General features: G+C 63.7%; 24 protein-coding genes. 18 read left to right on the top strand and 6 right to left on the bottom strand.

The genetic code is table 11. From position 1 onward, the window contains the following. The first annotated feature begins 18 nt into the window (after nucleotides 1-18). Entirely contained in the window at nucleotides 19-378 is a 360-nt protein-coding gene (locus shn_RS25935; RefSeq protein ID WP_084438510.1) for a hypothetical protein, read from the top strand. Nucleotides 379-483: 105 nt separating this feature from the next. Here the strand turns inward: shn_RS25935 and shn_RS25930 are convergent, their stop codons facing one another. Both shn_RS25930 and shn_RS25925 read right to left on the bottom strand, forming a co-directional pair. After that, on the bottom strand, nucleotides 484-1,557 hold the full coding sequence (locus tag shn_RS25930; protein ID WP_168168970.1) for a helix-turn-helix domain-containing protein: 1,074 nt from the start codon (nucleotides 1,555-1,557) through the stop codon (nucleotides 484-486). Nucleotides 1,558-1,776: 219 nt separating this feature from the next. Further along, complete coding sequence (locus shn_RS25925) at nucleotides 1,777-3,393, bottom strand: GMC family oxidoreductase (protein WP_064333658.1); 1,617 nt, start codon at nucleotides 3,391-3,393, stop codon at nucleotides 1,777-1,779. Between the two features lie 281 nt (nucleotides 3,394-3,674). Between shn_RS25925 and shn_RS36870 the strand changes: the two genes are divergently transcribed. After that, a complete protein-coding gene (locus tag shn_RS36870; RefSeq protein ID WP_206362244.1) occupies nucleotides 3,675-3,842 on the top strand; it encodes a hypothetical protein in 168 nt (55 codons plus the stop codon). Between the two features lie 142 nt (nucleotides 3,843-3,984). Here the strand turns inward: shn_RS36870 and shn_RS25915 are convergent, their stop codons facing one another. Then, a complete protein-coding gene (locus tag shn_RS25915; protein ID WP_064333417.1) occupies nucleotides 3,985-4,455 on the bottom strand; it encodes a MarR family winged helix-turn-helix transcriptional regulator in 471 nt (156 codons plus the stop codon). Between the two features lie 167 nt (nucleotides 4,456-4,622). On the opposite strand from shn_RS25915, the gene shn_RS25910 reads away from it, so the two are divergent. After that, a complete protein-coding gene (locus shn_RS25910) occupies nucleotides 4,623-5,405 on the top strand; it encodes an alpha/beta hydrolase (protein ID WP_145926075.1) in 783 nt (260 codons plus the stop codon). 86 nt (nucleotides 5,406-5,491) lie between these two features. On the opposite strand, the gene shn_RS25905 is transcribed toward shn_RS25910, so the two are convergent. Then, on the bottom strand, nucleotides 5,492-5,968 hold the full coding sequence (locus shn_RS25905; protein ID WP_064333415.1) for an Lrp/AsnC family transcriptional regulator: 477 nt from the start codon (nucleotides 5,966-5,968) through the stop codon (nucleotides 5,492-5,494). A 154-nt stretch (nucleotides 5,969-6,122) separates the two neighbouring features. On the opposite strand from shn_RS25905, the gene shn_RS25900 reads away from it, so the two are divergent. Further along, on the top strand, nucleotides 6,123-7,142 hold the full coding sequence (locus tag shn_RS25900) for a 1-aminocyclopropane-1-carboxylate deaminase (RefSeq protein ID WP_064333414.1): 1,020 nt from the start codon (nucleotides 6,123-6,125) through the stop codon (nucleotides 7,140-7,142). Between the two features lie 151 nt (nucleotides 7,143-7,293). Here shn_RS25900 and shn_RS25895 read toward each other — a convergent pair whose 3' ends face one another. After that, the gene (locus shn_RS25895; RefSeq protein ID WP_064333413.1) at nucleotides 7,294-8,076 is read right to left on the bottom strand and encodes an SDR family oxidoreductase; all 783 of its coding nucleotides are present in this window, start codon (nucleotides 8,074-8,076) and stop codon (nucleotides 7,294-7,296) included. Continuing rightward, nucleotides 8,073-8,402, bottom strand: a complete 330-nt coding sequence (locus tag shn_RS25890) for a nuclear transport factor 2 family protein (RefSeq protein WP_064333657.1) — start codon at nucleotides 8,400-8,402, stop codon at nucleotides 8,073-8,075. Before shn_RS25890 ends, shn_RS25895 begins: the two co-directional genes overlap by 4 nt. A gap of 198 nt (nucleotides 8,403-8,600) precedes the next feature. Here shn_RS25890 and shn_RS25885 point away from each other — a divergent pair, with 198 nt between their 5' ends. From shn_RS25885 to shn_RS25820, 14 genes are all read left to right on the top strand, one after another. Continuing rightward, nucleotides 8,601-9,005: a helix-turn-helix domain-containing protein gene (locus tag shn_RS25885; protein WP_084438506.1), complete on the top strand. Its 405-nt coding sequence runs from the start codon at nucleotides 8,601-8,603 to the stop codon at nucleotides 9,003-9,005. 453 nt (nucleotides 9,006-9,458) lie between these two features. Then, on the top strand, nucleotides 9,459-10,565 hold the full coding sequence (locus shn_RS25880) for an ABC transporter substrate-binding protein (RefSeq protein WP_064333412.1): 1,107 nt from the start codon (nucleotides 9,459-9,461) through the stop codon (nucleotides 10,563-10,565). Between the two features lie 41 nt (nucleotides 10,566-10,606). Then, nucleotides 10,607-11,716 carry an iron ABC transporter permease gene (locus tag shn_RS25875; RefSeq protein WP_064333411.1) on the top strand — a complete coding sequence of 370 codons (1,110 nt, stop codon included), beginning with the start codon at nucleotides 10,607-10,609 and terminating at the stop codon, nucleotides 11,714-11,716. Continuing rightward, nucleotides 11,713-12,564 (top strand): ABC transporter ATP-binding protein, encoded by an 852-nt coding sequence (locus shn_RS25870; protein ID WP_064333410.1) that lies wholly within the window; start codon nucleotides 11,713-11,715, stop codon nucleotides 12,562-12,564. The genes shn_RS25875 and shn_RS25870 overlap by 4 nt, the downstream gene beginning before the upstream one ends. Nucleotides 12,565-12,595: 31 nt before the next feature. Beyond that, nucleotides 12,596-13,915, top strand: a complete 1,320-nt coding sequence (locus tag shn_RS25865; RefSeq protein WP_064333409.1) for an NtaA/DmoA family FMN-dependent monooxygenase — start codon at nucleotides 12,596-12,598, stop codon at nucleotides 13,913-13,915. A 52-nt stretch (nucleotides 13,916-13,967) separates the two neighbouring features. Continuing rightward, nucleotides 13,968-14,996 carry a ketopantoate reductase family protein gene (locus shn_RS25860; RefSeq protein WP_064333408.1) on the top strand — a complete coding sequence of 343 codons (1,029 nt, stop codon included), beginning with the start codon at nucleotides 13,968-13,970 and terminating at the stop codon, nucleotides 14,994-14,996. 94 nt (nucleotides 14,997-15,090) lie between these two features. Then, the gene (locus tag shn_RS25855) at nucleotides 15,091-15,693 is read left to right on the top strand and encodes a 2-hydroxychromene-2-carboxylate isomerase (protein ID WP_064333407.1); all 603 of its coding nucleotides are present in this window, start codon (nucleotides 15,091-15,093) and stop codon (nucleotides 15,691-15,693) included. Nucleotides 15,694-15,789: 96 nt separating this feature from the next. Continuing rightward, nucleotides 15,790-17,169 carry an FAD-binding oxidoreductase gene (locus shn_RS25850; protein ID WP_064333406.1) on the top strand — a complete coding sequence of 460 codons (1,380 nt, stop codon included), beginning with the start codon at nucleotides 15,790-15,792 and terminating at the stop codon, nucleotides 17,167-17,169. Nucleotides 17,170-17,315: 146 nt separating this feature from the next. Then, nucleotides 17,316-17,888 (top strand): TetR/AcrR family transcriptional regulator, encoded by a 573-nt coding sequence (locus tag shn_RS25845; RefSeq protein WP_064333405.1) that lies wholly within the window; start codon nucleotides 17,316-17,318, stop codon nucleotides 17,886-17,888. A 272-nt stretch (nucleotides 17,889-18,160) separates the two neighbouring features. After that, entirely contained in the window at nucleotides 18,161-19,813 is a 1,653-nt protein-coding gene (locus tag shn_RS25840) for an ABC transporter substrate-binding protein (RefSeq protein WP_064333404.1), read from the top strand. 35 nt (nucleotides 19,814-19,848) lie between these two features. Further along, nucleotides 19,849-20,856 (top strand): ABC transporter permease, encoded by a 1,008-nt coding sequence (locus shn_RS25835; protein ID WP_064333655.1) that lies wholly within the window; start codon nucleotides 19,849-19,851, stop codon nucleotides 20,854-20,856. Continuing rightward, nucleotides 20,853-21,695, top strand: coding sequence for an ABC transporter permease (locus shn_RS25830; RefSeq protein WP_064333403.1), 843 nt, complete (start codon nucleotides 20,853-20,855; stop codon nucleotides 21,693-21,695). The genes shn_RS25835 and shn_RS25830 overlap by 4 nt, the downstream gene beginning before the upstream one ends. Continuing rightward, nucleotides 21,674-23,395: an ABC transporter ATP-binding protein gene (locus shn_RS25825; RefSeq protein ID WP_064333402.1), complete on the top strand. Its 1,722-nt coding sequence runs from the start codon at nucleotides 21,674-21,676 to the stop codon at nucleotides 23,393-23,395. The genes shn_RS25830 and shn_RS25825 overlap by 22 nt, the downstream gene beginning before the upstream one ends. Next, on the top strand, nucleotides 23,392-24,480 hold the full coding sequence (locus tag shn_RS25820) for an LLM class flavin-dependent oxidoreductase (RefSeq protein WP_064333401.1): 1,089 nt from the start codon (nucleotides 23,392-23,394) through the stop codon (nucleotides 24,478-24,480). The genes shn_RS25825 and shn_RS25820 overlap by 4 nt, the downstream gene beginning before the upstream one ends. Nucleotides 24,481-24,578: the final 98 nt, after the last annotated feature.

Genomic DNA, 24,578 nt, shown 5'->3' with positions numbered 1-24,578 from the left:
ACAGGCAGGCATAATTTGATGCAGGCGGAACAAATTGTTCTTGTCGATGTTCCTGCGATACTGATTGCGTCGGGGTCCGTAGCAGCCGCTCGCACCGACCACGCTTGCCTCGACATTGGCTGTTTGAGCGGAGGCAAGGCGATGCCGAAATTTTATTTTCACGTAAGGACCGCTTTCACCTTCCACAGGGACCTGGAAGGCAGTGTCCTCGCCACCATGGACATGGCGAGGCAGCAAGCGGTCGCCGCCGCACGAGAGATCTTGTCCCACTCTGTCGCGCGTGGCCAGACGATAGACGGGCGCTCCTTCGAGATCGTCAATGAAGACGGCGTGATACTTGAGATCATATCCTTCATGTCGGCGATCCGGCGTGGCTGATTTCGCGGATGGGCTGGTCATTCGCAACCCCGGCGCCGGATGCAACAATGGTGCACTATCACGTTACAATGCGCATTCGGCCAGCAACGTGGTCAGCCTATCCTCTTATGCGCGAAAACCCGCTGCTTCTCGTTGAAGCACCATCAGATGAATCCGCTGGGAAGCTGCCTCGGCAATGGTGATGAGCGCTTCACGGTCTTCCTTGCCCAGCGTCCTGGGGACGACGTCGATGACACATATCGAACCCAGCGCAAAACCGAGCGGGTCGCGGACGGGCGCGCCGGCATAGAACCGAAAGCCATAGGGTTCGGCCAAGGTCGGATTCTGCGCGAATTTGTTCGCTTTCGTAAGATCCTCAATCACGGTCAGTTCGTTCGCGACGAGCGTTTCATTGCAGAAAGCCCAATCTCGCGGGGTATCGGAGCCCTCGAAACCAACCCGCGATTTGAACCACTGTTCGGCCTGCGTGATAAGCGTAAACATCGCGATAGGAGCACGGGTAGCGTGCGCCGCCAAGCGTACAAGCCGGTCGAAACCGGCATCCGGTGGAGAACCCACCAATCCCGACTGCCTCACCGCCTCCAGGCGTGCGCGCTCGCTCCAAGGCTTCGGGAATGCCGCAGGCTCGCTCTCGTCCTGCTCGTGGGCGGAGAGATAGTCCACAATTGCGGCACTCGTTGCGGCAACATCGGCCGCCATCCTGAACTGGACATGCCGTGGCGCCAAAGCGACGGGACCAGCGGCGCCGGCCGCTTTCAGGCTGATGATGAGCGTCCGGTTGAAGCGCACGTCATTGCTGAGCGCGGCCACCAGCCTCTTCCGCTCCCCCTCATCGGCGTTCTCGACGACGACAAGCATGGGCGGAATGAAAGCGAGCCACGCCTTCACGATTTGAATTTCTTCGGCAACATCCACCAGCAGCCCCGATCCGGGAAGACCGGCAGTGCGCCACCGGGCGGCACGCCCTTCGCCCGCCAATATCACGGCATGAGCCCGGACGGCCGATTGCTCGTGGGCGGAGTTGTCAATGAGATCGAGCACAGCCTGACGCGGTATCCGCCGGTGACCTCCGGGCGTTTTCCAGGAGGGCAACTGACCGCTCTCCACCCAAAGCTGGGCAGTGCGTACCGATACGCCTAGTAACTGGGCTGCCTTCGCAGTTGTAAGAACATCATCCACGGCTTGATCCACGATTGTGGCGCAAGATATAGTAAAAAATGCTAAATATGCAATAAATGAAAGACGCCACCTTCCCGCGCAGCCTCGGCTGACGGCCCGGGGAGACGCGGACTTGGAACGACGCAACCGACTGGCGGCATAAGTTCGAGAAAACCGGGCCGGACGTGGCGATGGATATCGCCACGTGCTGAACTGCCTGAAAGCAGCTACCTATGAACTTCAGCCTTGTTCGCTGTTTCGTGCGGGCGACAAGCCGTGCTGCAGCCGGATCATGTCGGCGGCCCGTTCTCCGATGACGACGCAGGGCGCCATTGTGTTTCCGACGGTAATTCGCGGCATGATGGAGGCATCGGCGATGCGAAGGCCTTCTATGCCGTAAACCTTGAGCCGGTTGTCGACCACCGACATCCAATCACGCCCCATCTTTGCCGTGCAGGACTGATGCCAGTAGGTGACCGCGGACCTGCGAATGAAGTCGATCATTCCCGCCCGGTCCCGCATGCGCGGGGCCGTCTCCCCCTTGATCAGCGGGGTGAAAGCCTCGCTGTTTCCGACCTCGCGGCACAGTTCCACGGCCGCCAAGGCGGCAGCCATGTCTTCAGGCTCGCTCAGAGAGTTTGGCTCGATGAGGATAGGATCATCCGCAGCAGGCCCCGAGAGGCGCAGCCGACCACGGCTTTTCGGTTGTGCAAGCCCGGCAAACATCGTCCAGCCATGCTCCGGCGTCTCCACTTCCACCTCTGCCGGCGAAGGCACCGCGAATTCGAGCTGGCACTGAAGGATATCCGGCTGGCGGAGACGCGAATCGCTTTTCCAGTAGAGTGTCGCTTCGCAGCCACCGCCGCCGACGCCTTCAGGCTTGCGGTAGGCCCAGGTGCAGCCGAACGCGATGTGATCCTGGTGATTGCGGCCGACGCCCGGGAGATGCTGGACAACAGGAATTCCGTGGGCCTGCAACTCTTCCTTGGGACCGATGCCAGACTGCATGAGGACTTTCGGCGTATGGACCGCGCCGAGGGACAGCACCGTCTCGCAGCGCGCGCGATACTGGCGGTGCTCGCCATCGAGCAGAACGTCGACCCCGATCACCGTCTTGCCATCGAGCATCAGCCGCGTCACCAGCGCATTCGTGAGAACGGTCAGGTTCGGCCGCGCCATCATTGGATAAACGTAGGAGCGGAACACAGATTCCCGCTTGCCGCCGCGGATTCGCAACTCCGCGATCGATGCGCCTCCCGCACCTTCCATCATCTCTCCATTGGGGCTGTCAAACACCGGAATGCCCGCCAGGCCCGCGGCGTCGACCAGGGCCTGTGCGACCGGCTGGGGGCTATCAGGCTGCGCCACGTAGACCGGTCCTCCGGTTCCCCTTCGCAAGGGATCCGGTGCGCCACGCCAGTCTTCGATCCGGCGATAGTAGCCCAGCACCGACTCATAACCCCAAGCCTCATCGCCCGCTTCGGCTGCGAAGTGGTTCCAGTCCTCCTTGTGGCCGCGCGCCCACACCATGACGTTGATGCTCGAGCCGCCGCCAAGCCCCTTGCCCATGCTCAAAGGAAGCCGCCGTCCATTAAGCCCGGGTGTGGGTTCTCCGGAGAAACCCCAATCCCGCTCGCTGCCGAGGTTCAGCGGCCACCGGGATGGATCGGAGACACTCTCGGCCGCGTCGTCCCCGCCCGCCTCGAGAAGCAGCACCCGCGCATTGCCGTCTTCCGCCAATCGGGCTGCGACGACGGATCCGCTGGAGCCGCCACCGCACACGATGAAATCGAAATCGTTGCCGGAATATTCGCGCAGCACGTCCTGTTTCTCTGACCGGGCTTCGGCTTCGGTCATGAGCTCAATTGTCCTTTTCATGGGATCGACCTTTCCTGAGGGTTTCCAGTGAAGAGGGTTGCTACATAACCTGAGCTATTTTCAAAAACAACAATTTTATCATTTCTATCGTTTTTTACGAATTCTATCATCCGTGAAGAGGGCTGAGCAGGGCGTGCATCGGGGCAGCCGCGACCGAAGATCGCCGGCTCAGACGGGGAAAAATTGATGAGCAGCGATAGGACCGCATGCACCTGTCCCACCTTCCGATCCGGCCGAAGCGGCTTGCGCAGCAAAGGCCCATGGAAGGCAGGCAGGCATGGCTTGCCGCCAGATCGGGATTTATCCGTTCAGTCCGCCCTGCCGGCCAGGGCCGGACGATCGACATGGTCGTTCACGGCCTGAACCAGGCCGCGCAATATGCCGATCATGTGATTGCGGTTGGGCGGCGGCATATTGGCGACAGGTAGTCCCGGCGCGTTGCTGCCCCGCCCTCGTTAAGGCGACCTCATCCAGCCGACGCGATGCAGGAACGCGCGCCTGACGGCACGCTGAATGTCCTTGGCCGAGACCACTGCGATATCGTGACAGCCGACAGGCATGGAGCCTGGATCACAACGGTGCCGACCATGACCCCGTGTGATCGTAGATCTGGTTGCGCAGCTCCCGGATACCCTTGTTCAGCGTGGCGAGATCGCCGGGCGTCTTTCCGGACGCGCTCAGGAGCGCGTCTCCGAGACAGCCCCCGCGAAGCCTGAGCGCCTTGCCCTCATCGGTCAGCGCGACCACGACCTGTCGTTCGTTTTCCGGGTTTCGTGACCGGTGTACCAGCCCGGACGTCTCAAGCCGCTTGAGCAGCGGCGTCAGTGTGCTCGATTCCAGGGCCAGCTTTTCGGCGATAGCGCCGACGGTCTGACTGTCATCGCGCCAGAGCACGTTGAGGACGAGATACTGGGGATAGGTCAGCCCCAGTTCATCGAGAACCGGCTTGTAAAGCCGCTGGATGGCGATGCCGGCCGTGTAGATGGCATAGCAGAGCTGGTCATCGAGTGGCACGGGGATATTGGCGGCTTCATCGGTCATGGCGGTTCCTCTTCGCCCTATATAGCGGTGTGAATGGCGAAAATATATATCGCGATAAAAATTTCGCTGGACAAATCGAACGCCCTCCTTTACGTCATTATTTATCGCGATAACATTTATCTTGATATGGCAAATTCACCCCTGAAGGAGACAGAACGATGCCCTCGATGACCAAAGCCCTGCTCGCCGCCACCGCCGCCGCCGTCATTTCCGCCGGTTCCGCAGCGCATGCCGAAGACCGTATCCCGGCCGACCAGGCCGTCCGCAACGTCGTGCTGGTTCACGGCGCCTTCGCCGATGGATCCGGCTGGCGCGGCGTCTATGACAATCTCACCGCCCGCGGCTATCACGTCAGCATCGTGCAGAACCCGCTCACCTCGCTGGAAGACGACGTTGCGGCAACCAAGCGCGCCCTCGACCGCCAGGACGGCCCGGCGATCCTCGTCGGCCATTCCTGGGGCGGGGTCGTCATCACCGAGGCAGGCGATCACTCCAAGGTCGCGGGCCTGGTCTACGTTTCCGCTCTTTCGCCCGATGCCGGCGAAACGACCGCCCAGCAGTACGAAGGCTTTGCACCGACGCCCGACTTCGTCATCGATATCGGCGAGGATGGCTACGGCTTCGTGAATCCGGACAAGTTCAAGGCCGGCTTCGCGCACGATACCACCGATGCCGATGCCGCATTCCTGCGTGACTCGCAGGTGCCGATCAACATGTCCGTCTTCGGCACCAAGCTGACGAACGCGGCCTGGCGGACGAAGCCGAGCTGGGCTGTTATCGCCACCGAAGACAAGGCCTTCGACCAGGCCATGCTGATCCATATGGCCGAGCGCATCGGGGCGAAGATCACCAAGGTCTCCGCCAGCCATGCCCTCTTCATGACCCAGCCGACGGTGGTCGCAGACGCGATCGACAGTGCCGCACAAAGCGTTGCGGCCGAGCTAAAGTGATGGCCAGCGCTTGCGCTTGAGAAAAGCAAAGCGGGCGAAGCATCAGTCGCTTCGTCCGCTTCGCAATGCCAATCCACAGCTACGCCCTAGAACGGCAGGCGTGCATTGTCCTTGACGTTCTTCATGACGAAGAAGGTCCGCGTCTGCCGGACGCCGGGCAGCGCGATGAGTTTGTGACCATGCAGCTTGTTGAAATCCGCCATGTCTCGAACGCGGATCTTGAGAAGATAGTCGAAGTCACCGGCCACCAGGTTGCAGTCCAGCACCTCCTTCAGTTCGAGCACCGCCCCCTCGAATGCCGCAAAGCTCTCCGGGGTCGATCGATCCAGTACGACGCCGACCATGACCAGCGCCCCCAGCCCGACCGAGGCCGGCGCGATCTCGGCCCGAACACCGGTGATGTAGCCCTCTTCGAACAGGCGCTGGGTGCGCCGATGGCAGGTCGCCGGGCTGGCATTCACCCGGCTGGCCAGTTCCGCATTGGTGAGGCGCCCCTCGACCTGGAGCGTGCGCAGGATGCGCAGGTCGGTACGGTCCAGAGGAGCCTTGGAAGAATCTTCCATATTCTCATCCATTATGGTTCATAAATCTCATCTTATCGTAAGTCTATCATGATAACTACGTAAAGTCAGGCAAACTTCGGAAGCACCTTTCAGGAAAAGCGCACTATTCTGCGGATGATGTGCAAACACCAATCCACCGTTTCCGGAGCTCCCGATGTCCCTTCTCGAAAAGTTCGAACGCTACCCTCTTACATTCGGCCCGACCCCGATCGAGCATCTGCCCCGCCTGACCGAAGCGCTGGGCGGCAAGGTGCAGATCTACGCCAAGCGCGACGACTGCAATTCGGGCCTGGCCATGGGCGGCAACAAGCTGCGCAAGCTGGAATATATCGTGCCGGACGCAATCGCTTCGGGCGCCGACACGCTGGTCTCTATCGGCGGGGTGCAATCGAACCACACGCGCATGGTCGCCGCGACCGCCGCCAAGATCGGCATGAAATGCGTGGTGATCCAGGAAAAATGGGTGCCGCACTATGACGCCGTCTATGACCGCGTCGGCAACATCCTGATGACCCGCCTGATGGGCGCCGACAGCCGCCTCGTCGACGACGGCTTCGACATCGGCATCCGCAAGAGCTGGGAAGACGCGATCCAGTCGGTCAAGGATGCCGGCGGCAAGCCCTATCCGATCCCCGCCGGCGCCTCGGTGCACAAATATGGCGCCCTCGGCTATGTCGGCTTCGCCGAGGAGGTTGCCGAACAGGAAGAGGCGCTCGGTTTCACCTTCGACTACATCGTCGTCTGCGTCGTCACGGGCTCCACCCAGGCCGGCATGATCGTCGGCTTTGCCGCGCAGGATCGCGCCGACCGGGTGATCGGCATCGACGCCTCCGGAACGCTGGACCAGACGAGGGCGCAGGTGCGGTCCATCGTCGACAACACGTCCGAACTGGTCGGCCTTGGCCGCACGGTCCGCGAGGACGAGATCGTCATCAACCCCGACTATGCCTATCCGGCCTACGGCGTTCCCTCGGACGAGACCAACGACGCCATCCGCCTCGCCGCCCGCACCGAGGCGATGATCACCGACCCGGTCTATGAGGGCAAGTCGATGCAGGGAATGATCGACCTGACGCGCAAGGGTTTCTTCCCGGAAGGGTCGCGGGTGCTCTATGCGCATCTCGGCGGTGCGCCGGCGCTCAACGGCTACAGCTACTATTACAGGGAGGGCTGAGAGCTTATGCGCTCAACCGGTCCAGCCTTCTGCCCGCAGTTGACGGGCGACCTGCACCGCGACACCAAGACGGCTGTCCAACCTTGCGGGGCGGTGAGCGGGTGAAGGGCGGGAGGCCGGGAAGAGGGTAGCCCGGCCTCCCGAAAGCCGCCTATGCCGTCGGGACAGTGCCGCCGTCGATCGTGTATTCGGTTCCCGAGATCGAACCGGCCCGCGGAGAGGCAAGGAAGGTTATCAGATCCGCAACCTCCTGCGGCTTGGCAGGCCGCCCGAGCGGGATCCCGCCGAGGGCCTTCATGATGATCTGCCTGCCGCCCTCGACGTCGGTTCCGGCGTCGGCTGCCAAGCGCTCCGCCAATGCGACCGCCGCTTCGGTTTCGATCCAGCCCGGCGAGACGCGGACCACACGCACGCCCTTGGGCGTGACTTCCTTGGAAAGGCTCTTGCTGTAGGTCGAAAGCGCCGCCTTGGCCGCCGCGTAGCCGGTCGTGGCCTCCGGCAAGGGCAAGACATGCTGGATCGACGTGACGTGGATGACGACGCCCGATCCCTGCTCGATCATCGACGGCAACAGGGCCCGGTCGAGGCGGACGGCTGACATCAGATTGAGGTTCAGCTCCTTGAGCCATTCCTCATCGGTAAGGGCCGCAAAACCGCCGGGCGGCGCAGACGAGCCGCCCAGCACGTTGACGATGATGTCGACGCCGCCAAGGCGCTCGATGACGGCCCTGGCAACGACGGCGCAGCCTTCGGCGGTCGTCACGTCGGCGGCAACGTAGTGGACACCATCCGGGGACGTCTCAGGCACGGTCCGCGCGGTGGCAAGGACCGTCACTCCGGCCCCTGACAACGCCCGGACCACGGCCGCGCCGGTCCCTTTGGTGCCTGCCGTCACCAGTGCGCGGCGGCCGGCAAGCTGAAGATCGAAGCTCATACGGCGATCTCCAGCTCTGCGATCTTGTTGCCTTCGAAAACGAAGACGTAGCGCAAGTCCACGGGGCTGCCGGGGAAATCTCCGGCCAGATGGCTTGTGACGACTGTCCTGCCGTCTTCGGCCGCGATCGCGAAAGGGTCGACGGTGTAGGTGTATTTCGTGGAGGAGCTTTCCTTCCAGAGCCGGATCGCCTCACGCCCGGCATAGGTGTTGCCCTCGTCCCTGACGATGGCGCCTTCGGTGAAGCATGCGGCGACATCCTCAGCGCTTCGTCCTTTGTCGGCGGCGAAATAGTCTGCAGCGGGTTGCGGTAGGTCGATAGGCATCTTCATTTCCTTCCTGAGCGACACGGATAATGGCGTGATCGGGTCAGCAGAGATCGCCGGCGGTGGTCGTCTCCTCCCCCCGCACTGCACGTTCTCTCCTTCACCCCGACCCGACGGCTTCAACGGTGCGGCGTCGGCCGCAATGAATGCCGGCGCTATCGGGGTTGATCAAAGAGATAGATGCTGTATTCTGAAAAAATGACAAGTACAGACAAAAAAGTAAGATACTTACCTAAAAGTAAGCAAGGCGCGTATACGCGTGAGACCGCGGCCGCAGGCGTCGAACAGGCGCTGAAGCTGCTTGAGGGACGCTGGAAGCTGGTGATACTTTTCCATCTGTTCGGCGGCCATGTGATGCGCTTCTCCGATCTCGAACGGGCAATTCCCGCGGTCTCGCAGAAGATGCTGATCCAGCAGTTGCGACAGATGGAGAAGGACGGGATCGTCCGCCGCATCGTCCATCACCAGGTTCCGCCGAAGGTCGAATATGCGCTGACGGATTGGGGCCAGGCGCTGTGTCCGGCGCTGGATGCACTGCTTACATGGGCCGCCGACCGTCCCCCCTTGGAGACCTCCGCCGCCACAGACGAAACGGCGCAATAGTCGTCGAGACGTCATGAGCCGTCTCCGATTGGGGCGGAGCGCTGCTCCCGCCTCGATCATGTGAACATGGTTTTGAACCTCTGTCCGCTGACGGCCGGCGACATGCTGGCCGCATGGCTCAGGGCAAGCAGCGTCTCCGTCATGCTGCCTCGATGCCGCGCCCGGGCCAGCGCTCGCAAGCGCGTTGCGGGGCGGCGTGAAGGCCGTCTCACTTCCCTCGTTCAAACGAGCCGAACCAGACCTCACCCTCAATCGGCGGCAAGCCCCTCCCAGACGCTACAGTTTCCGCCCGGTTCATCTCAGGGCATAATTTTCTACTATTTATATAGAAAAAGAACGACCTGTCTTTCTCAGGGGCGCGCCGCTCCGTACGTTCTAGGCATGCCACGACCGGATAGCAGGACGCTTCTCGAGTTCGGGCGTCCAACCAGGCTCAAACAGCAGGAACCGATCATGTCTCGTGCAGTCTTGAAATCCCGCCGCACCGCCGGCATAGGCGCAGCGTTTCTCCTGTCGGCCGCACTTGCCGTCGGCTTCTCGGCCGCCGCCAAGGCGGAGGATCGGCAGACGGTGACGATCACAGACGAACTCGGCCGCGAGGTGACGTTGCCCGTGCCGGTGAAGGCGGTCTATCCGGATCTCTGGTATCAGACCGAAATCGTCCGGGCGATCGGCGCCGGCAAGACGATCGTCGCCGTCGACCAGACCGCCGATCCGCGCAAGAACACCGCAAACAAGGACTATTTCTCGGAGTTCGCCGACGTACCGGATGCCGGCCATTTCGATGGCCCGAACTGGGAGACGATTGCGACTTCAGGCGCCGAGGTCTTCTTCGCCCGCCGCAACTCGCCCTGGCAGGATGCCGAGGAAAAGCTGAAGCCGTTCGGGATCGAGGTCGTGGTCGTCAGCACCTGGGATCCGAAGGTGCTGCGGGCGCAGCTGCCGAACATCGGCAAGATCTTCGGCGCGGAAAAGGGCGCTGCCGACCTCGCGCAGCTTTACGACGACATCGAAAAGGTCCTGACCGAGAAGCTGAAAGGTGTCGAGCCAAAGACGGTCTACTTCGAGAACAATGCCGATTTCGTCACGTCCCTCCCCGGCTCCGGCTGGCACGACACCATCGTTCTGGGCGGCGGCCAGAATATCTTCGGCGACATCAAGATCGCCAATACCGGGAGCGCGTCCGTCCATACCTATACGGTCGACCCCGTCGAAATCATCAACCGCAATCCCGATGTGATCATCCACAACGGTGTCGACGGCCTGGCCTCCGGCTACGAGCCCTGGGACCAGAAGCAGCTCGCCGATCAGTCCGACCGCATTGCCGGCCGCGCCGGCTGGAGCGCGATCAAGGCCGTTCAGGACAAGAACGTCTTCGTCTTCAGCAACTTCTTCTTCTCCGCGCTGGGCAAGCAGATCGGCGCCCTTGCGGTCGCCAAATGGCTCTATCCCGACCGCCTGGCCGATGTCGACGTCGATGCCTACTTCGCCCGCTGGCTCGAAGCGCAGGGTGTGAAGCCGCGGCCGGTTTCCGACTACGCCTACAAGCTCGGCAGCTAAACCGACGCACCGCAGCAAGCAACCGATTAGCGAGGACTGCAATGAGTTCCATCGAGACAGACCCCGATCTGGCCGACGCACCCGGCGGGGAGGCCAGGAAATCCCGGCGCGCCCGCGACCGATATGCGTTCCAGAACGCCGCGATCGCTTTCGGACTGGTCGCGGTGCTGGTTACCGCCGTTATCGGAATCCAGATCGGCACGTCGGGGGCAACGCTCGGCGACGTCTTGCAGACGTTCTGGGCGAAGATAACGGGTGCCGTGCCCGCGGATCGCGCAACGCTCCAGATCCAGACCGTCATCTGGGAACTGCGCGTGCCGCGCATCACGCTGGCAATCCTCGGGGGCGCGGCGCTCGCGGTCGCGGGCACCCTGTTCCAGGGTCTGCTGCGCAATCCACTCGTAAGCCCCTATACGCTCGGGATTGCGCCGGCGGCGGCTTTCGGTGCATCGCTCGCGATCGTCCTGTTCGGGGCGACCGCCGGCAGCGCAGCGCTCTCGCTCGTGTTCGGGGCCTTGCTGTTTTCCTTCCTCAACACCGCATTGGTGCTGTCGCTGGCCTCGACCCGGAACCTCAATCCCACTTCGCTCATTCTTGTCGGCATCGCCCTGTCGCAATTGTTCGGCGCGCTCACGGCCTGCATTCAATACTTCGCCGAGGATGAAATCCTTGCAGCCATCGTCCGCTGGACCTGGGGCTCGGTCAATAATTCCGCCTGGTATCAGGTGCTGGTGCTGCTGGCCCTGCTGGGCTTTGCCTTCCCCTACATCCGCTACCGCAGCGGCGCGTTGAACGCCATTGCCTTTGCCGGCGACGATTCCGCCAAGAGCCTCGGCGTCGCGGTCTCCAGAGTGCGGCTGGAGACCATTGCCATCGCCGCCACGCTGACTGCCGTCACGATCGCCTTTACCGGCATCATTGGCTTCGTCGGTCTGGTCGCGCCCCATATCGCGCGGCTGGTGGTCGGTTCCAACCACCGCTTCCTCACGACCTTCTCGGCCATCATCGGAGCGCTCTTGCTTGTCGTCTCCGATGCCGTCGGCAGGCTCGTCATTTCGCCGGGCGTCATTCCGGTCGGCATCATCGATGCCCTGGTCGGCGCGCCCATCTTCCTCTACCTCATCCTCACTCGGCAAAAGGCGATCGAATGACCCTCAGGATTGACTCCCTCGTCGTTGGCTACGGAAAGAGAGAGGTCGTCAAAGGCGCGACCCTCCAGGTCAGGAAAGGCGAACTGGTGGGGCTGCTCGGCTCCAACGGCTCCGGAAAATCCACCCTGATCAAGACCATTGCCGGCATCAACCGCCATACGCGCGGCTCGATCACCTGGAATGACGGAACGGACCTCGCGGCGCTGCCGCGGCGGGAACTGGCGAAAATCGTCGCCTATGTGCCCCAGTCCATCGGCCTTTCCTTCGCCCTCGACATCAAGGAGGCGGTCCTCCTGGGGCGCACCCCCTATTTCGGCACCCGCCCGCGGGACGACGACTGGGATCACGTGGAAGCGGCGATGCGCCTGCTCGGCCTCGACGAACTCGGCGACCGCGCCGTGAACGAACTCTCGGGCGGCCAGGGCCAGCGCGTGCTGATCGCCCGCGCCCTGGCGCAGGATCCGGAAATCCTGCTGCTCGACGAGCCGACCAGCGCCCTCGACATCCGCTACCAGTGGCAGACGCTGAGCGTCGCGCGGGCTGTCACGCGGAAGAACAACGTCGCCGGCGTGATCGCCATCCACGACCTGAACCAGGCGGCCCGCTTCACCGACCGCGTCGTGTTCCTGCATGACGGCGAGGTCATCGCCGACGGTCCGCCGGCCGACGTCTATTCGCCGGAACTGATCAAGCGGGTCTACGGCGTCGATGTCGAGCTCTCCGCCTACAAGGGCTTCGTTCAGGTCCATCCGCTTTCGGAGCACGCCGAGCACCATCACCGGCCGGCGCCGTTCGCCCCGGCCTTCACGCCGCGGCCCGCCGAAGGACGGCTGGAACTCCAGGCCTGAAGACCGCCACCATTTCTTGAGGACGACCGCCATGACGAACAAATGGGGAGGCCGCACAAGCGAGCGCGGCCAGGGATTGGTCCTGGGCCTGCTCCTGGGCGGGACCGGACAGACGAAGAAGCCCGGAAGGGACGGGCCGACCGACAACCTGCTCGACATCGACGCCTATATCGAGCAGGCCCGGCAAGCCGAGCGCGGCAAGATCCACACGATCTTCCTCGCCGACGCCCTCGTCACCAGCGAGACGGCGCCGAAGCCCGGACTGGAGCCCGTCACCCTGCTGAGCGCCCTTGCCGCCCGCACGTCGCGGATCGGCCTCATCGGCTCCATCTCGACATCGTTCACCGAGCCCTACAACCTTGCCCGCCAGGTCCTCTCGCTCGATCACATCTCGGGTGGACGGGCTGGCTGGAACCTCGTCACCTCCTCGGCCGGCGAGAAGAACTTCGGCAAGCCGCTGCCCGCCCATGACGACCGCTATGCCATCGCGGAGGAGTTCGCCGGCGTCGTCCAGGCGCTCTGGGAGAGCTGGGAGCGCGACGCCGTGACCTATGACGACAGCGGGCGGCAGCGTGTCGATGCCAGGAAGGTCCACCGGATCGACTGGAGTAGCCGGCATTTCTCTGTTCAGGGTCCGCTCAACGTCTCGCGCAGCCCGCAGGACAAGCCGATCCTCGCCCAGGCCGGCTCGTCGGCCGAGGGACGCCAGCTCGGCGCGCGGATCGCGGACGTCATCTTCACGACCGGCCTGACCGAAACCGAGCCGTCCATCGAGATTTACCGGGATTTCAAGCAGCGCGCGTCGGCTTTCGGCCGCTCGCCGGATGCCATCAAGATCCTGCCGGGTGTCGCCCCCGTCATCGGCTCGACGGACGAGGAGGCCAAGCGCTTCTGGCGGAATGTCATCGACGACATCGATTTCGAGGAAGGGCGCAAATCGCTCGCCAGCCAGTTCGGCGGCGTGGACTTCGAGGGGATCGACCTCGATGCGCCGATCCCTGTCGCCGAACTGCCCCAGACGGCGAAGGTGGAGGGCCGGCGGTCCCGGTTCGGCGTCTTCCGCGACCTGATCGAAAGCGGGAAGGTGCGCACGGTGCGCGATCTCATCATCTATCATTCCAGCGGCGCCGGGCACTGGTTCCCGATCGGCTCCGTGGAAAACATCGCCGACCAGTTGCAGGACCGCTACGAGCGCGGCGCGACCGATGGCTTCAACTTCCTTGCCTTCACGCTGAAATACGAACTCGGCCTGACGGCGCTGACCGATCATCTCATTCCGGAACTCCAGCGCCGCGGCATCTTCCACCACGACTACCAGCACGAAACCCTGAGACAGAACCTCGGGGTCTGAGCCGGCGCCGCTGCCCCGGCAGCAGCCGTCGCGTAACGGAGACAAGAAAGCGATGACCCGATACATCATCATCGGCGCGGGCGCCGTCGGCGCAAGCCTTGCGGCACAGTTCGAGCTTTCCGGCGTGGACTATGCGCTCGTCGGCAGAGGCGCCCAGATCCGCCATATCCTCGAGCATGGCCTCACCTATCAGCGTCCTTCCGGCACGCGCCGGCTCCGCCTGAAGGCCTTCGATACGGCGAGCCCGCCGCCCCTGCGCCAGGACGACATCTTGCTCCTCACGGTCAAGGCGCAGGATGCCGGGGGCGCCGTTTCCGATTGGGCCTGGCGTCCCGTCGACGGCACCGATGGCGAGACGGCGTCGAGCCTGCCGATCGTGACGTTCCAGAACGGGCTTGCCACGGAATCCATAGCGCTGCGTCGCTTCGCCAATGTCTACGGCGCCAGCATCCTCACCCCTGCCCGCTTTACCGAGACGGGCACGGTGGTCGTCGGCGGTCATCCGCAGGTCGCCGTCGTCACCGTCGGGCGCTACCCGCATGGCACGGACGATATTGCCGCCCGGATCGTCGCCGACCTCGCACGGTCCGAATACATCGCCGAGACCACGTCGGATATCCGCCGCTGGAAGGCAGCCAAATTGCTGCACAATGTGCGCAATGTGCTCGAACTGTTCGATGGCGCGAACGAGGAGCAGGCCCGGGTGTCCGAGGCTCTTGTCGAGGAAGCGCGCAAAGCGCTGACTGCCGCGGGCTACAGCCTGGCTTCCCCCTCGGAACGCACGATCAGCATTGCCCATTGGGGAACGGCTGAAAACAGCGGCATCGAACCGGGACAGCAATCCACCTGGCAAAGCTTCAAGCGCGGCGCATCGAGCGAGGTCGACTATCTCAATGGCGAGATCGTTCTGCTCGGGCGTCTTTCCGGCATCGCGACGCCCTATAACGAGGCTGCCCAGCAGCTTGCCGGCCGTGCCGCCGGGCAACCCGCCTTCGAGAGATTGCTGCCGCTGGAAAGGCTTCAGGCACGTGCGAAGACCATCTCCGATGCGACCGGCGTCACTGCGCCACATGCTGCCTGAAGGCGGCAGCGGCCATCACCGTTGCACATGATTGTGCGCTTGCCGCCTTCGATCTTGCCCTTGGCAAATACCAACCTGCAAACGAGATGACACAATGACCCGCAGCATCGACTACTTCTTCGGCATCGGCTCTCCGTGGGCCTATATCGGTCTCGACCCGTTTCTTGATCTCGCTCGACGCTTCGGCGCAGAGGTCCGGCCCTATCTCATCCCGCTCATCGTCGAAAATGGCGGCATCTATTCACGCGACCGGCCGGATGCCCGCCGCGCCTATTGGCTGAAGGACCTTCAGCGCTGGGCGGCGTTGCGCGGCAAGGTCATCGATTTCTCCAACCGGGCCGGACTTTCCGATCCGACACCGGCGGGTTTTCTCATTCTGGCCGCCCAGCTCGAGGGCGAGGACTGGATTGGCCTGACACGAGCCTTGCAGGCGCCCTATTGGAGCCGCAAGGTCGATATCGGCGATATCGCGGTGCGCCGGCCGATCATCGAGGCCGCGGGGTTCGATGCGGACGCTCTGGAGACCCGGGCGGCGCAGGACGATGTCGCCGCCCTCTGGCAGTCGAACCGGGAGGTCGCGAAGGAGGCGGGCGTTTTCGGCCTGCCGACCTTCCGCTACCAGGGCGAACTCTATTGGGGCCAGGACAGCCTGCCCTTCCTGGAACGCCACCTCGAAGGTGCACGGCTCATCGCCTGACCGGATACCCGTGGAGACAGACATGCCTCTTACACTGCCCGGCCCGCTCGTCACGACAAGCTGGCTTGCCGAACACCTTCACCAACTGACTGATGCATGACCGTGCTTCCTCAAGAGTTCGTCGCGCAACTGGAGGCGCGCTTCGCCGAGCGCTTCACGACCAATGCAGCGGTACTGGAGCAGCACGGCCGCGGTGAATCCCACCATGTGGCAGCCCTGCCGGATGGTGTCGTCTTCGCCGAGAGCACGCAGGAGGTTGCCGACGTTGTGACGCTTTGCGCGCAACACCGCGTTTCCGTCATTCCCTATGGCGCAGGCACGTCGCTGGAAGGGCATCTCACCGCCGTAAAGGGCGGCATCTCGCTCGACCTTTCGCATATGACCGGGATCCTGCGCATCAGCCAGGACGATCTCGACTGCACCGTGCAAGCCGGCGTCACCCGCGAGCAGCTGAACACCTGGCTGCGCGACAAGGGCCTGTTCTTCCCCATCGATCCCGGCGCGAATGCCTCGATCGGCGGCATGGTCTCTACCCGTGCTTCCGGCACCAATGCCGTCCGTTACGGCACGATGCGTGAAAACGTGCTGTCCCTGACCGTGGTGCTGCCGAACGGCGAGGTCATCCGGACGGGCGGCCGGGCGCGAAAATCCTCCGCCGGGTATGACCTGACGCGGCTCTTCGTCGGCGCCGAAGGGACGCTTGGCGTCGTCACCGAGGTTACGCTGCGGCTCTACGGCATTCCGGAGCACACCGTCGCCGCGCTCTGCTCCTTCCCCAGCGTCCAACAGGCGATCGACACCGCGATCGCCGTCGTGCAGCTTGGCATTCCCGTCGCGCGCATGGAGTTCATGGACCGCGGGCTGATCGCCGCAGTCAACGCCTATTCGAGCCTGTCCCTGAAGCTGGAGGATACGCTGGCCTTCGAATTTCATGGCCCCGTCGGCGCCGTCGAGGAGCAGGTCGCGCTCGTCGCATCGCTGGTGCAGGAAAACCGCGGCAACGACTTCGAATGGGCGACATCGCCCGAGGAGAGAAACCGGCTGTGGAAAGCACGCCACAGCGCCTTCTACGCTGTCGTTTCGCAGCGACCGAATGCCAAGGGCTGGTCGTCCGACGTCTGCGTTCCGGTTTCAGAACTCGCCGGCTGCGTCCTGCACACCCGCGAATTGCTGAAGAGCTTTCCCGTCCCGGCCGCCATCCTCGGCCATGTCGGCGACGGCAACTACCACGTCGTCTTCGCCGTCGATCCTTCGAGCGAAAGCGAGCTGGCCGCCGTCGCTGCCATCAACAAGAAGATGGTCGAAAAGGCACTCTCGGTCGGCGGAACGTCGACGGGCGAACACGGCGTCGGCACGGGCAAGATCGCCTATCTCAGGCAGGAACACGGCAAGGCCGTCGACCTCATGGCCGTCATCAAAAACGCCCTCGATCCGCTCGGCATCATGAACCCGGGAAAAATCCTGCCGACGGCATGACGACGATCATCCACGGAAGGACTAAAAATAGGAACGACCTGTCTTTCTCTTCACCGCCGGATGGCCTAGAACCTTGCTGGCCTCATGCTGAACGATCTCCGTCGTCTGAGGACCATAGGTGACGTACTCCAATCCGAAGCAATCCCATGAAAGAACCCATATCAGATCAGATCGTCACAGCCGCCGGAGCGCTTTTCTACGGCGAAGGCATTCGTGCTGTCGGCATAGATCGCATCATCGAAGAAGCGAACGTAGCGAAGGCAACGCTCTATCGACACTTCCCGTCGAAGGACCACCTCGTCGCGGCCTATCTTCAGGATCGCCACGAACGGGTCATCCGTTCCCTCCACGAAGCTCTGGAAGCCCAATCGGACCCGCGAAATCAGATCAAACTGATTTTCGAACGTCTGCACGAAAAGGCCGATACCCCTGAATTCCGCGGCTGCGCCTTTGCGCTTGCCGTTGCCGAACACGGCGATTCCGACCGGATCGTGTCCGTTGCCCGAACGCACAAGAAGATGGTCGGCGACATTTTCCGGAACATCATGTCGAAGGCCAATGTCGAGGGACAGCAGGCAGGTGCGCATCTTTGCCTGCTGTATGAAGGGGCGCTTGCAACCGTCGCGGTCGGACGCGATCCCCAGGCCGTTCTCGTCGCGCGCGACTGCGCGCTCGCCGTTTTCGACGCGGCTACCCTTTCCGTCAAAAGCCCGCCCTGAAGAGCACCTCTGTCCATCGATCGGCCGGAAACAGCACTGGGCAACACGGGGTCGGCGACGCACCCGCCGTGCGGGTGTTCGAGGAAATGCGGCTTGCGGTCGGGAGCGGCGATGCCGAAGAGGCTTCGGGAAATGCTGATCCACCCCGTCGCGGAAATCGAACAAAATAATCCATAGATTTAGTAGAAAAAGAATAACCAGTCTTTCTCTCTGCTGGCCTCCTGCCTACGCTGTGCACCATGATCCGCCCGGCAACAAACAGGACCCGCACCATGACTGACCGCTTCCTCCCGTTCTCCCTTTCCCGGCGCCGCCTGCTGACAGCCACCGCGGTGCTGGCATTCACCACCCTGGTTGGCACGGCGAATTTCACGCCTGTTCAGGCAGAGGACAGCGACGCCAATGGCGGCGACATCACCTTCCTCATCGATTCCCTGGGAGACACCTGGATTCCCAACAACAGCGCGATCTCCAGCTTTCAGGGCCACATCTGGGGCCATGTCACCGACAAGCTTCTCTACGTCGATGCCGAGGGCAAGGTCAGCCCTTGGATTGCCGAACGCTGGGAGCAGAACGATGATGCCACCGAGTTCACCCTGCATCTGAAGAGCGGCGTGACCTTCTCCGACGGCACTGCGCTCGATGCCGCAGCGGTCGTCGCCAATCTCGACATCTGGTATGCCGGCCGCAAGAACGAGGGCATCAACCCGATCGGCCTCTTCCCGAAGACCTACGACCATGCCGAAGCTGTCGATGCGACGACGGTGAAGGTCTTCTTCAACAAGCCGACGCTCGGCTTCATCCCGACGCTCGGATACCACGGCTCGATCCTCATCTCGCCGAAGACGCTCGCGCAGCCTGCCTCCGAGCAGGCGGACCTCAGCAAGACGTCGGGCAGCGGCCCCTATGTCGTCGATTCCTGGAAGGAAGGCGACTTCGTCAAGCTGGTCAAGCGCGAGGACTACAACTGGGGACCGGCGGCCGTCGGCCATACCGGTCCGGCATTCCTGGACACGATCACCTACAAGCTCGTGTCCGAACCCTCGCTGCGCGTGGCTTCCGTCCAGTCGGGCCAGGCCGATATTGCCTACAACGCCTCCCCTCAGGAGCTGAAGTCACTCAAGGACGAGGGCTTCACGATTGCCACCCCGCGCTATCTCGGTTTCGTCAACGGATGGGCCGTCAACACGAAGCTGCCCCCCTATGACGATGTGAAGGTGCGCCAGGCCCTTCAGGCCGGCATCGATCGCCAGGAGATCATCGACACCGTCTACACCCCCGACTGGAAGCTCGCGACCTCCTTCATCCAGAGCAACGTGCCGGGCGCGACCGACCACAGCGACTTGCTGGCCTACAATCCCGAAAAGGCCGAAACGCTGCTCGACGAGGCGGGCTGGGTGAAGGGCGCCGACGGCATCCGCACCAGGGATGGCAAGCCGCTGTCGCTGACGCTCCACTCGAACCCCTATCTGGCGACGTCGAAGTCGGTCGACGAACTCATCGCCCAGCAGCTCGGCAAGATCGGCTGGAAGGTCGATATCCGCGCCTATGACGTCGTGACCTTCGGCGAGAAGGTCAAGTATGGCGGACCGGCCATCCCGGCCTACGAGGTGACGCGCAGCTTCATCGACGCCGGCACCGTCGCCGGCATCCTCACCAATGCCAACAATGGCGAGAACTGGTTCGCCCTCGACGACCGCGATCCGAAGCTCAACGACCTGCGCGACAAGATCGCCGGCGCCGGCTCCACCGAGACCCGCAGCCCGCTGCTGGATGAGCTGCAGACCTACATTCTCGACCAGGGCTACTTCATCCCGCGCACGCAGATCGTCCAGCGCATCTACGTGCAGTCCCCGACGGTCAAGGGCGAAGTCTATAACGGCGTCGCCTATGCCAGCTACTACACGGCCAAGAAAAGCGACTGATCCGCAATTCCGAAGAGCAACGTGAGGTGACCGGCATGAGGAATGCCTACCTGACCTACGCCGCAAAGCGTCTTGCCCAGGCCCTGGTCGTCATTCTGCTGACCTACGTCTTTACCTTCGTCGTCGTCAGCATCCTGCCGGGTGATCCCATCACCAACGTCCTGAACAATCCGCAGAACGGGTTCACGCAGGACGAGATCAAGGAGATCATCGCCGCCCAGGGCCTGGACAGGCCGGTGCTTGTCCAGCTCTGGTCGTCGTTCTCCGGCTTCGTCACCGGCGATCTTGGCCTGTCCATGCGCTCCCATCGGCCGGTGGCGACCCTGATCGCCGAGGTGCTTCCGTCGACGCTGATCCTGGCGGCGTCGGGCCTTGCGGTCGCGCTGGTCCTGGCCGCCGCGGTCGCCTACGGCACCCAGTTCGTTCCCAAGAGATACGGCCAGGGGCTGCTGCGCGGCTTCCCGTCCCTGTTCCTGTCCGTGCCGAATTTTGTCATCGGCCTGGTGCTGATCCATTTCTTCGGCTTCCAGCTCGGCGTCTTCCGCGTCATCGAACCGGACAGCGTCTGGGCAACCCTCTTTGCTGCGATCGCGCTCGGCATTCCGATTTCCGCCCAGATCGCCGAAGTGCTGATCGCCAACCTCGACAACGAGGCGGCGCAGGAATATGCGGCCGTCGCGCGCGGTCGCGGCCTGGGTCAGGCGCGCCTCTTCGCCAGGCACCTGCTCAAGCCCTCGTCGCTTCCGGTCGTCACCGTCATCGCGCTCACCATCGGCGAACTGCTGGGCGGATCCCTCATCACCGAGACGGTGTTCGGGCGCACGGGCATCGGCAGTCTGGTGCAGCGGTCGGTCAGCACGCAGGACCTGCCCGTCCTGCAAGCGGTCGTCTCGCTCGCGGCGGTGGTTTTCGTGCTCGTCAACCTGATCGCCGACCTGCTCTACCCGCTGCTCGACCCGCGCGTGACGCTTCTCGGCGGGCCGAAATCCCGTGCCGATACCAAGGACGGCTCGACCGGCGTTTCTCCGGCGGTGGCATCATGACCCTCACCTCCTATTCCACCACCCCCAACGTTTCCATCCGCAAAAGCCGTCTTCGCGTGCCGCCGACCGTCACGCTTTCATTTGCGATCGTCGCGCTGGTGCTTGCCTGGTCGCTCGCCCCGGCCCTCTTCACGAGCTTCAGCCCTGTCAACGGCGTTCCCGCCGACAAGCTGCTGGGGCCGAGCTTCGCGCACTGGTTCGGCACCGATCATCTGGGCCGCGACGTCTACACCCGCGTCGTCTATGGCACCGCCTCCTCGGTTTCGAGCGCGCTCATCGCCGTCGTCATCGGCGTCGTTGCCGGCGGCATCATCGGCCTGCTCGCCGGCTTTTTCGGCGGCTGGGTAGATACCGTGCTTGCCCGTCTGGTCGATGTGCTGCTCGCCATCCCGAAATTCCTGCTGGCCGTCATCGTCGTGACGGCGATCGGTTTCGACACCATCAATGCGGCCATCGCCACCGGTGTATCGGCTGTTGCCGTCTTTGCGCGCGTCATGCGCTCGGAAGTCATCAAGACCCGGCGCGCGACCTTCGTCGAAGCCTCGTTCCTCCTGGGAGGCACGCGCGCGCATATCCTGTGGCGGCATGTCCTGCCGAATGCGTCGCGCTCGGTGCTGCCGCTCGCGGTGCTCCATTTCGGGGACTCGATCCTCGTCATCGCCAGCCTTGCCTTCCTCGGATACGGCGACCCGCCGCCGGCCTCCGACTGGGGCCTGCTGATCTCGATCGGCAAGGATTACCTCAAATGGCCGTGGCTGGTTTACGCCCCCGCCTTTGTCACGATCGCGACCGTCCTCTCTGTGAACAGGATCAGCCGATGGCTACGCAAGACAGACTGACCACCCTTCCCTTCCGCAAGGATTTGACCGCGCCGGTATCGACGCCCCTGCTGCGCACCGAAGACCTGTCGGTTTCCTACGGCTCGCAACGGGTCGTCACCGGGGTCGGTTTCGAGCTTGCCCGCGGCAGGAGCCTCGCCCTTATCGGGGAATCCGGCTCGGGCAAATCGACCATCGCCCGCGCCGTGCTGCGGCTTCTCGCCGGCGGCGGACGCGCGACGGGCCGTGTGGAATTCGATGGCGAGGAGGTGCTCGGGCTTTCGGAGCGCCGCTTCCGCCCGCTGCGGGGACGGGCCATGGGCTTCGTGCCGCAGGATCCCGGCAATTCGCTCAACCCGGTGCGGACGATCGGCGCCCAGGCGATGGAAGCGGCGGCACTGCTCGACGAGCCGGACAAAGCCATTCGCAAGGCGCTCGTCCTGGAAACATTTTCGCAGGTCGGGCTCGACAACCCTAAGCGCGTCTACGATTCCTATCCGCACCAGCTCTCCGGCGGCATGCTGCAACGCGTGCTGATCGGCCTGGCCGTCCTCCCGCGGCCAAAGCTGCTGGTCGCGGACGAGCCGACCTCCGCGCTCGACGTCACCATCCAGAAGCGGATCCTCGACCTGCTTTCGCGCCTGCAAAATGACCTCGACATCAGCCTCCTTCTCATCACCCACGACCTTGCGATCGCCGCCGAGCGTGCCGATTCCCTCGTGGTTCTCAAGGACGGTGTCATCCAGGAGGCCGGCAGCACCGCGGCGGTGTTCGCCTCCCCGAAATCCGCCTATGCGCGAAAACTCCACGCCGACGTGCCCGCACTCAATCCCGACCGCTACGCCGCGCTGCGCGATCCCGGCTTCCACCGCCTCAATGCCGGCGCAGAGAAAGAACCGAAGATCACGGTGAATGCCGTCACCAAGTCATTCGCCCTCGACGGCAAGCTGCTGACAGCCGTCAACGGCGTCTCCTTCTCCGTGCCCGCCGGCACGACCCACGCGCTGGTCGGCGAATCCGGCTCCGGCAAGACGACGACGATCCGCCTCCTGCTTGGCCTGGAGGCGCCCGACGCCGGCCAGATCGCCATCGCCGGAGAGCGGCTGAACGGCCGCTCGCATACATCGCTGCGCACGACCTGGCGGCACCTGCAGCTCGTCTACCAGAACCCGTTCACCTCGCTCGATCCGACGTGGAAGGTCGGGCAGCTGGTGCGCGAACCCCTCGACCGGTTCAGGATCGGCACCCGTGAGGAACGGGACGAGCAGGTTCGCGAGGCGCTGGCCAATGTCGGCCTCGGCGAGCATCTGCTCGCTCGCAGGCCGGACGCCCTGTCGGGTGGCCAGCGCCAGCGCGTGGCGATCGCCCGGGCACTCGTTCTCAAGCCGGACGTGATCGTGCTCGACGAGCCCACCTCCGCGCTCGATGTCAGCGTTCAGGCCGATATCATCGAGGTCCTGTTGTCGTTGCAGGCCAGGCTGGGGCTGACCTATGTGTTCGTCTCGCACGATCTCGCGCTGGTGCGCCAGCTCGCGCACACCGTTTCGGTCATGCAGCACGGCCGCATCGTCGAACATGGCACGGTCGCCGACATCTTCGACCATCCCAAGGCACCCTATACCCGGTCGCTGCTGGACTCGATCCCGGCCGGTCTCGCCCGCCCCGCCCGCATGGCGCGCCCGCAGACCCGGCAGGTCCTCATCGCGGAAAAGATCGCATGACCATCGCCGCACCCGCCCATACCCTGCCCGCATCGTTCCGCCCGAAACAACGGCTTGGCTTCAACACACGCGTCTCGTTCAATGACGATGCCGGTCCGGCACAGGGCCTGCGCGAGGGCATCGACCTGTTCAAGGCGGCCGAACAGCTGGGCTTCCAGTCCGGCTGGGCCTACCAGCGGCACTTCGACCACTATCTCTCCTCGCCGCTTCCGTTCTTCGCCGCCGCCGGCCAGCACACAAGCCGGATCACGCTCGGTTCGGCGGTCATCCCGATGCGCTATCAGGACCCGATCCTGCTCGCCGAAGCGGCCGGAACGACCGATCTTCTGATCGGCGGCCGGCTGGAACTGGCCATCGCCACCGGCGCCAATGGCGCTTTCGATGCCGTGTTCGGCGCCATCGAGACGGATGCCCGCACGGAAGCAAAACGCCGCCAGGCCCGCTTTCTTGCCGCCATCTCCGGCGCGGTGCTTCACACCGTCGTGGAAGCCGGCCAGGGTGTGCCGGAGGGCGCCGAGCTGCGCGTGACCCCGCATAGCCCGAGCCTCCGCGCCCGGATCCGGCAGGGTTCGGCCAGCATCGAATCCGCCGTGCAGGCCGCCGAACTCGGCATCGGCCTCATCTCGGGAACCGTGCGCCACGGCCAGGCCGAGGGCGAGACCTTCGGCGCCTATCAGGCCCGCATCATCGAGGCCTATCGCTCCACCTGGCATAAGACTTGGGGCACTGCGCCGCCATCGGTCGCCGTCGCCGCCTCGATCCTCGTCGGCACCACGGCCGAACTCCGGGAGAAATACGCGGCCTATGACCTCGAACGCCGGACGCTCGGCATCGCCGCCTCCCGCCCGAAGGGTGCACTGGCGCCCGCCAGCCAGCCTGCGCCCGCAGGCGCCCAGATTTCCCCGGTCTTTCAGGGCACGCCCGATCAGGTGATCGAAGCCGTGTTCACGGATCCCGGCCTTGCCGCGGCGGACGAGATCGTCCTCTTCCTGCCGCCCGCCTACGGGCTTGCCGAGAATATAAGGCTGCTGAGCGATCTGGCGGAAACGGTCGCGCCAGGGCTCGGCTGGTCGCCCGCGCGATGACCGGCCTGTCGCCGGATTCTCCCGGGGGTGATCCCGAGGGAATATTTTCTATCATTTCACTAGAAAGAGAAAGACCTGTCTTCCTCATCACGGCACAT

The organism is Shinella sp. HZN7 (assembly GCF_001652565.1).
GTDB lineage: Bacteria > Pseudomonadota > Alphaproteobacteria > Rhizobiales > Rhizobiaceae > Shinella > Shinella granuli.
Note: the sequence above shows the minus strand (reverse complement) of the source record. Positions and strands in the feature narration are given on the sequence as shown.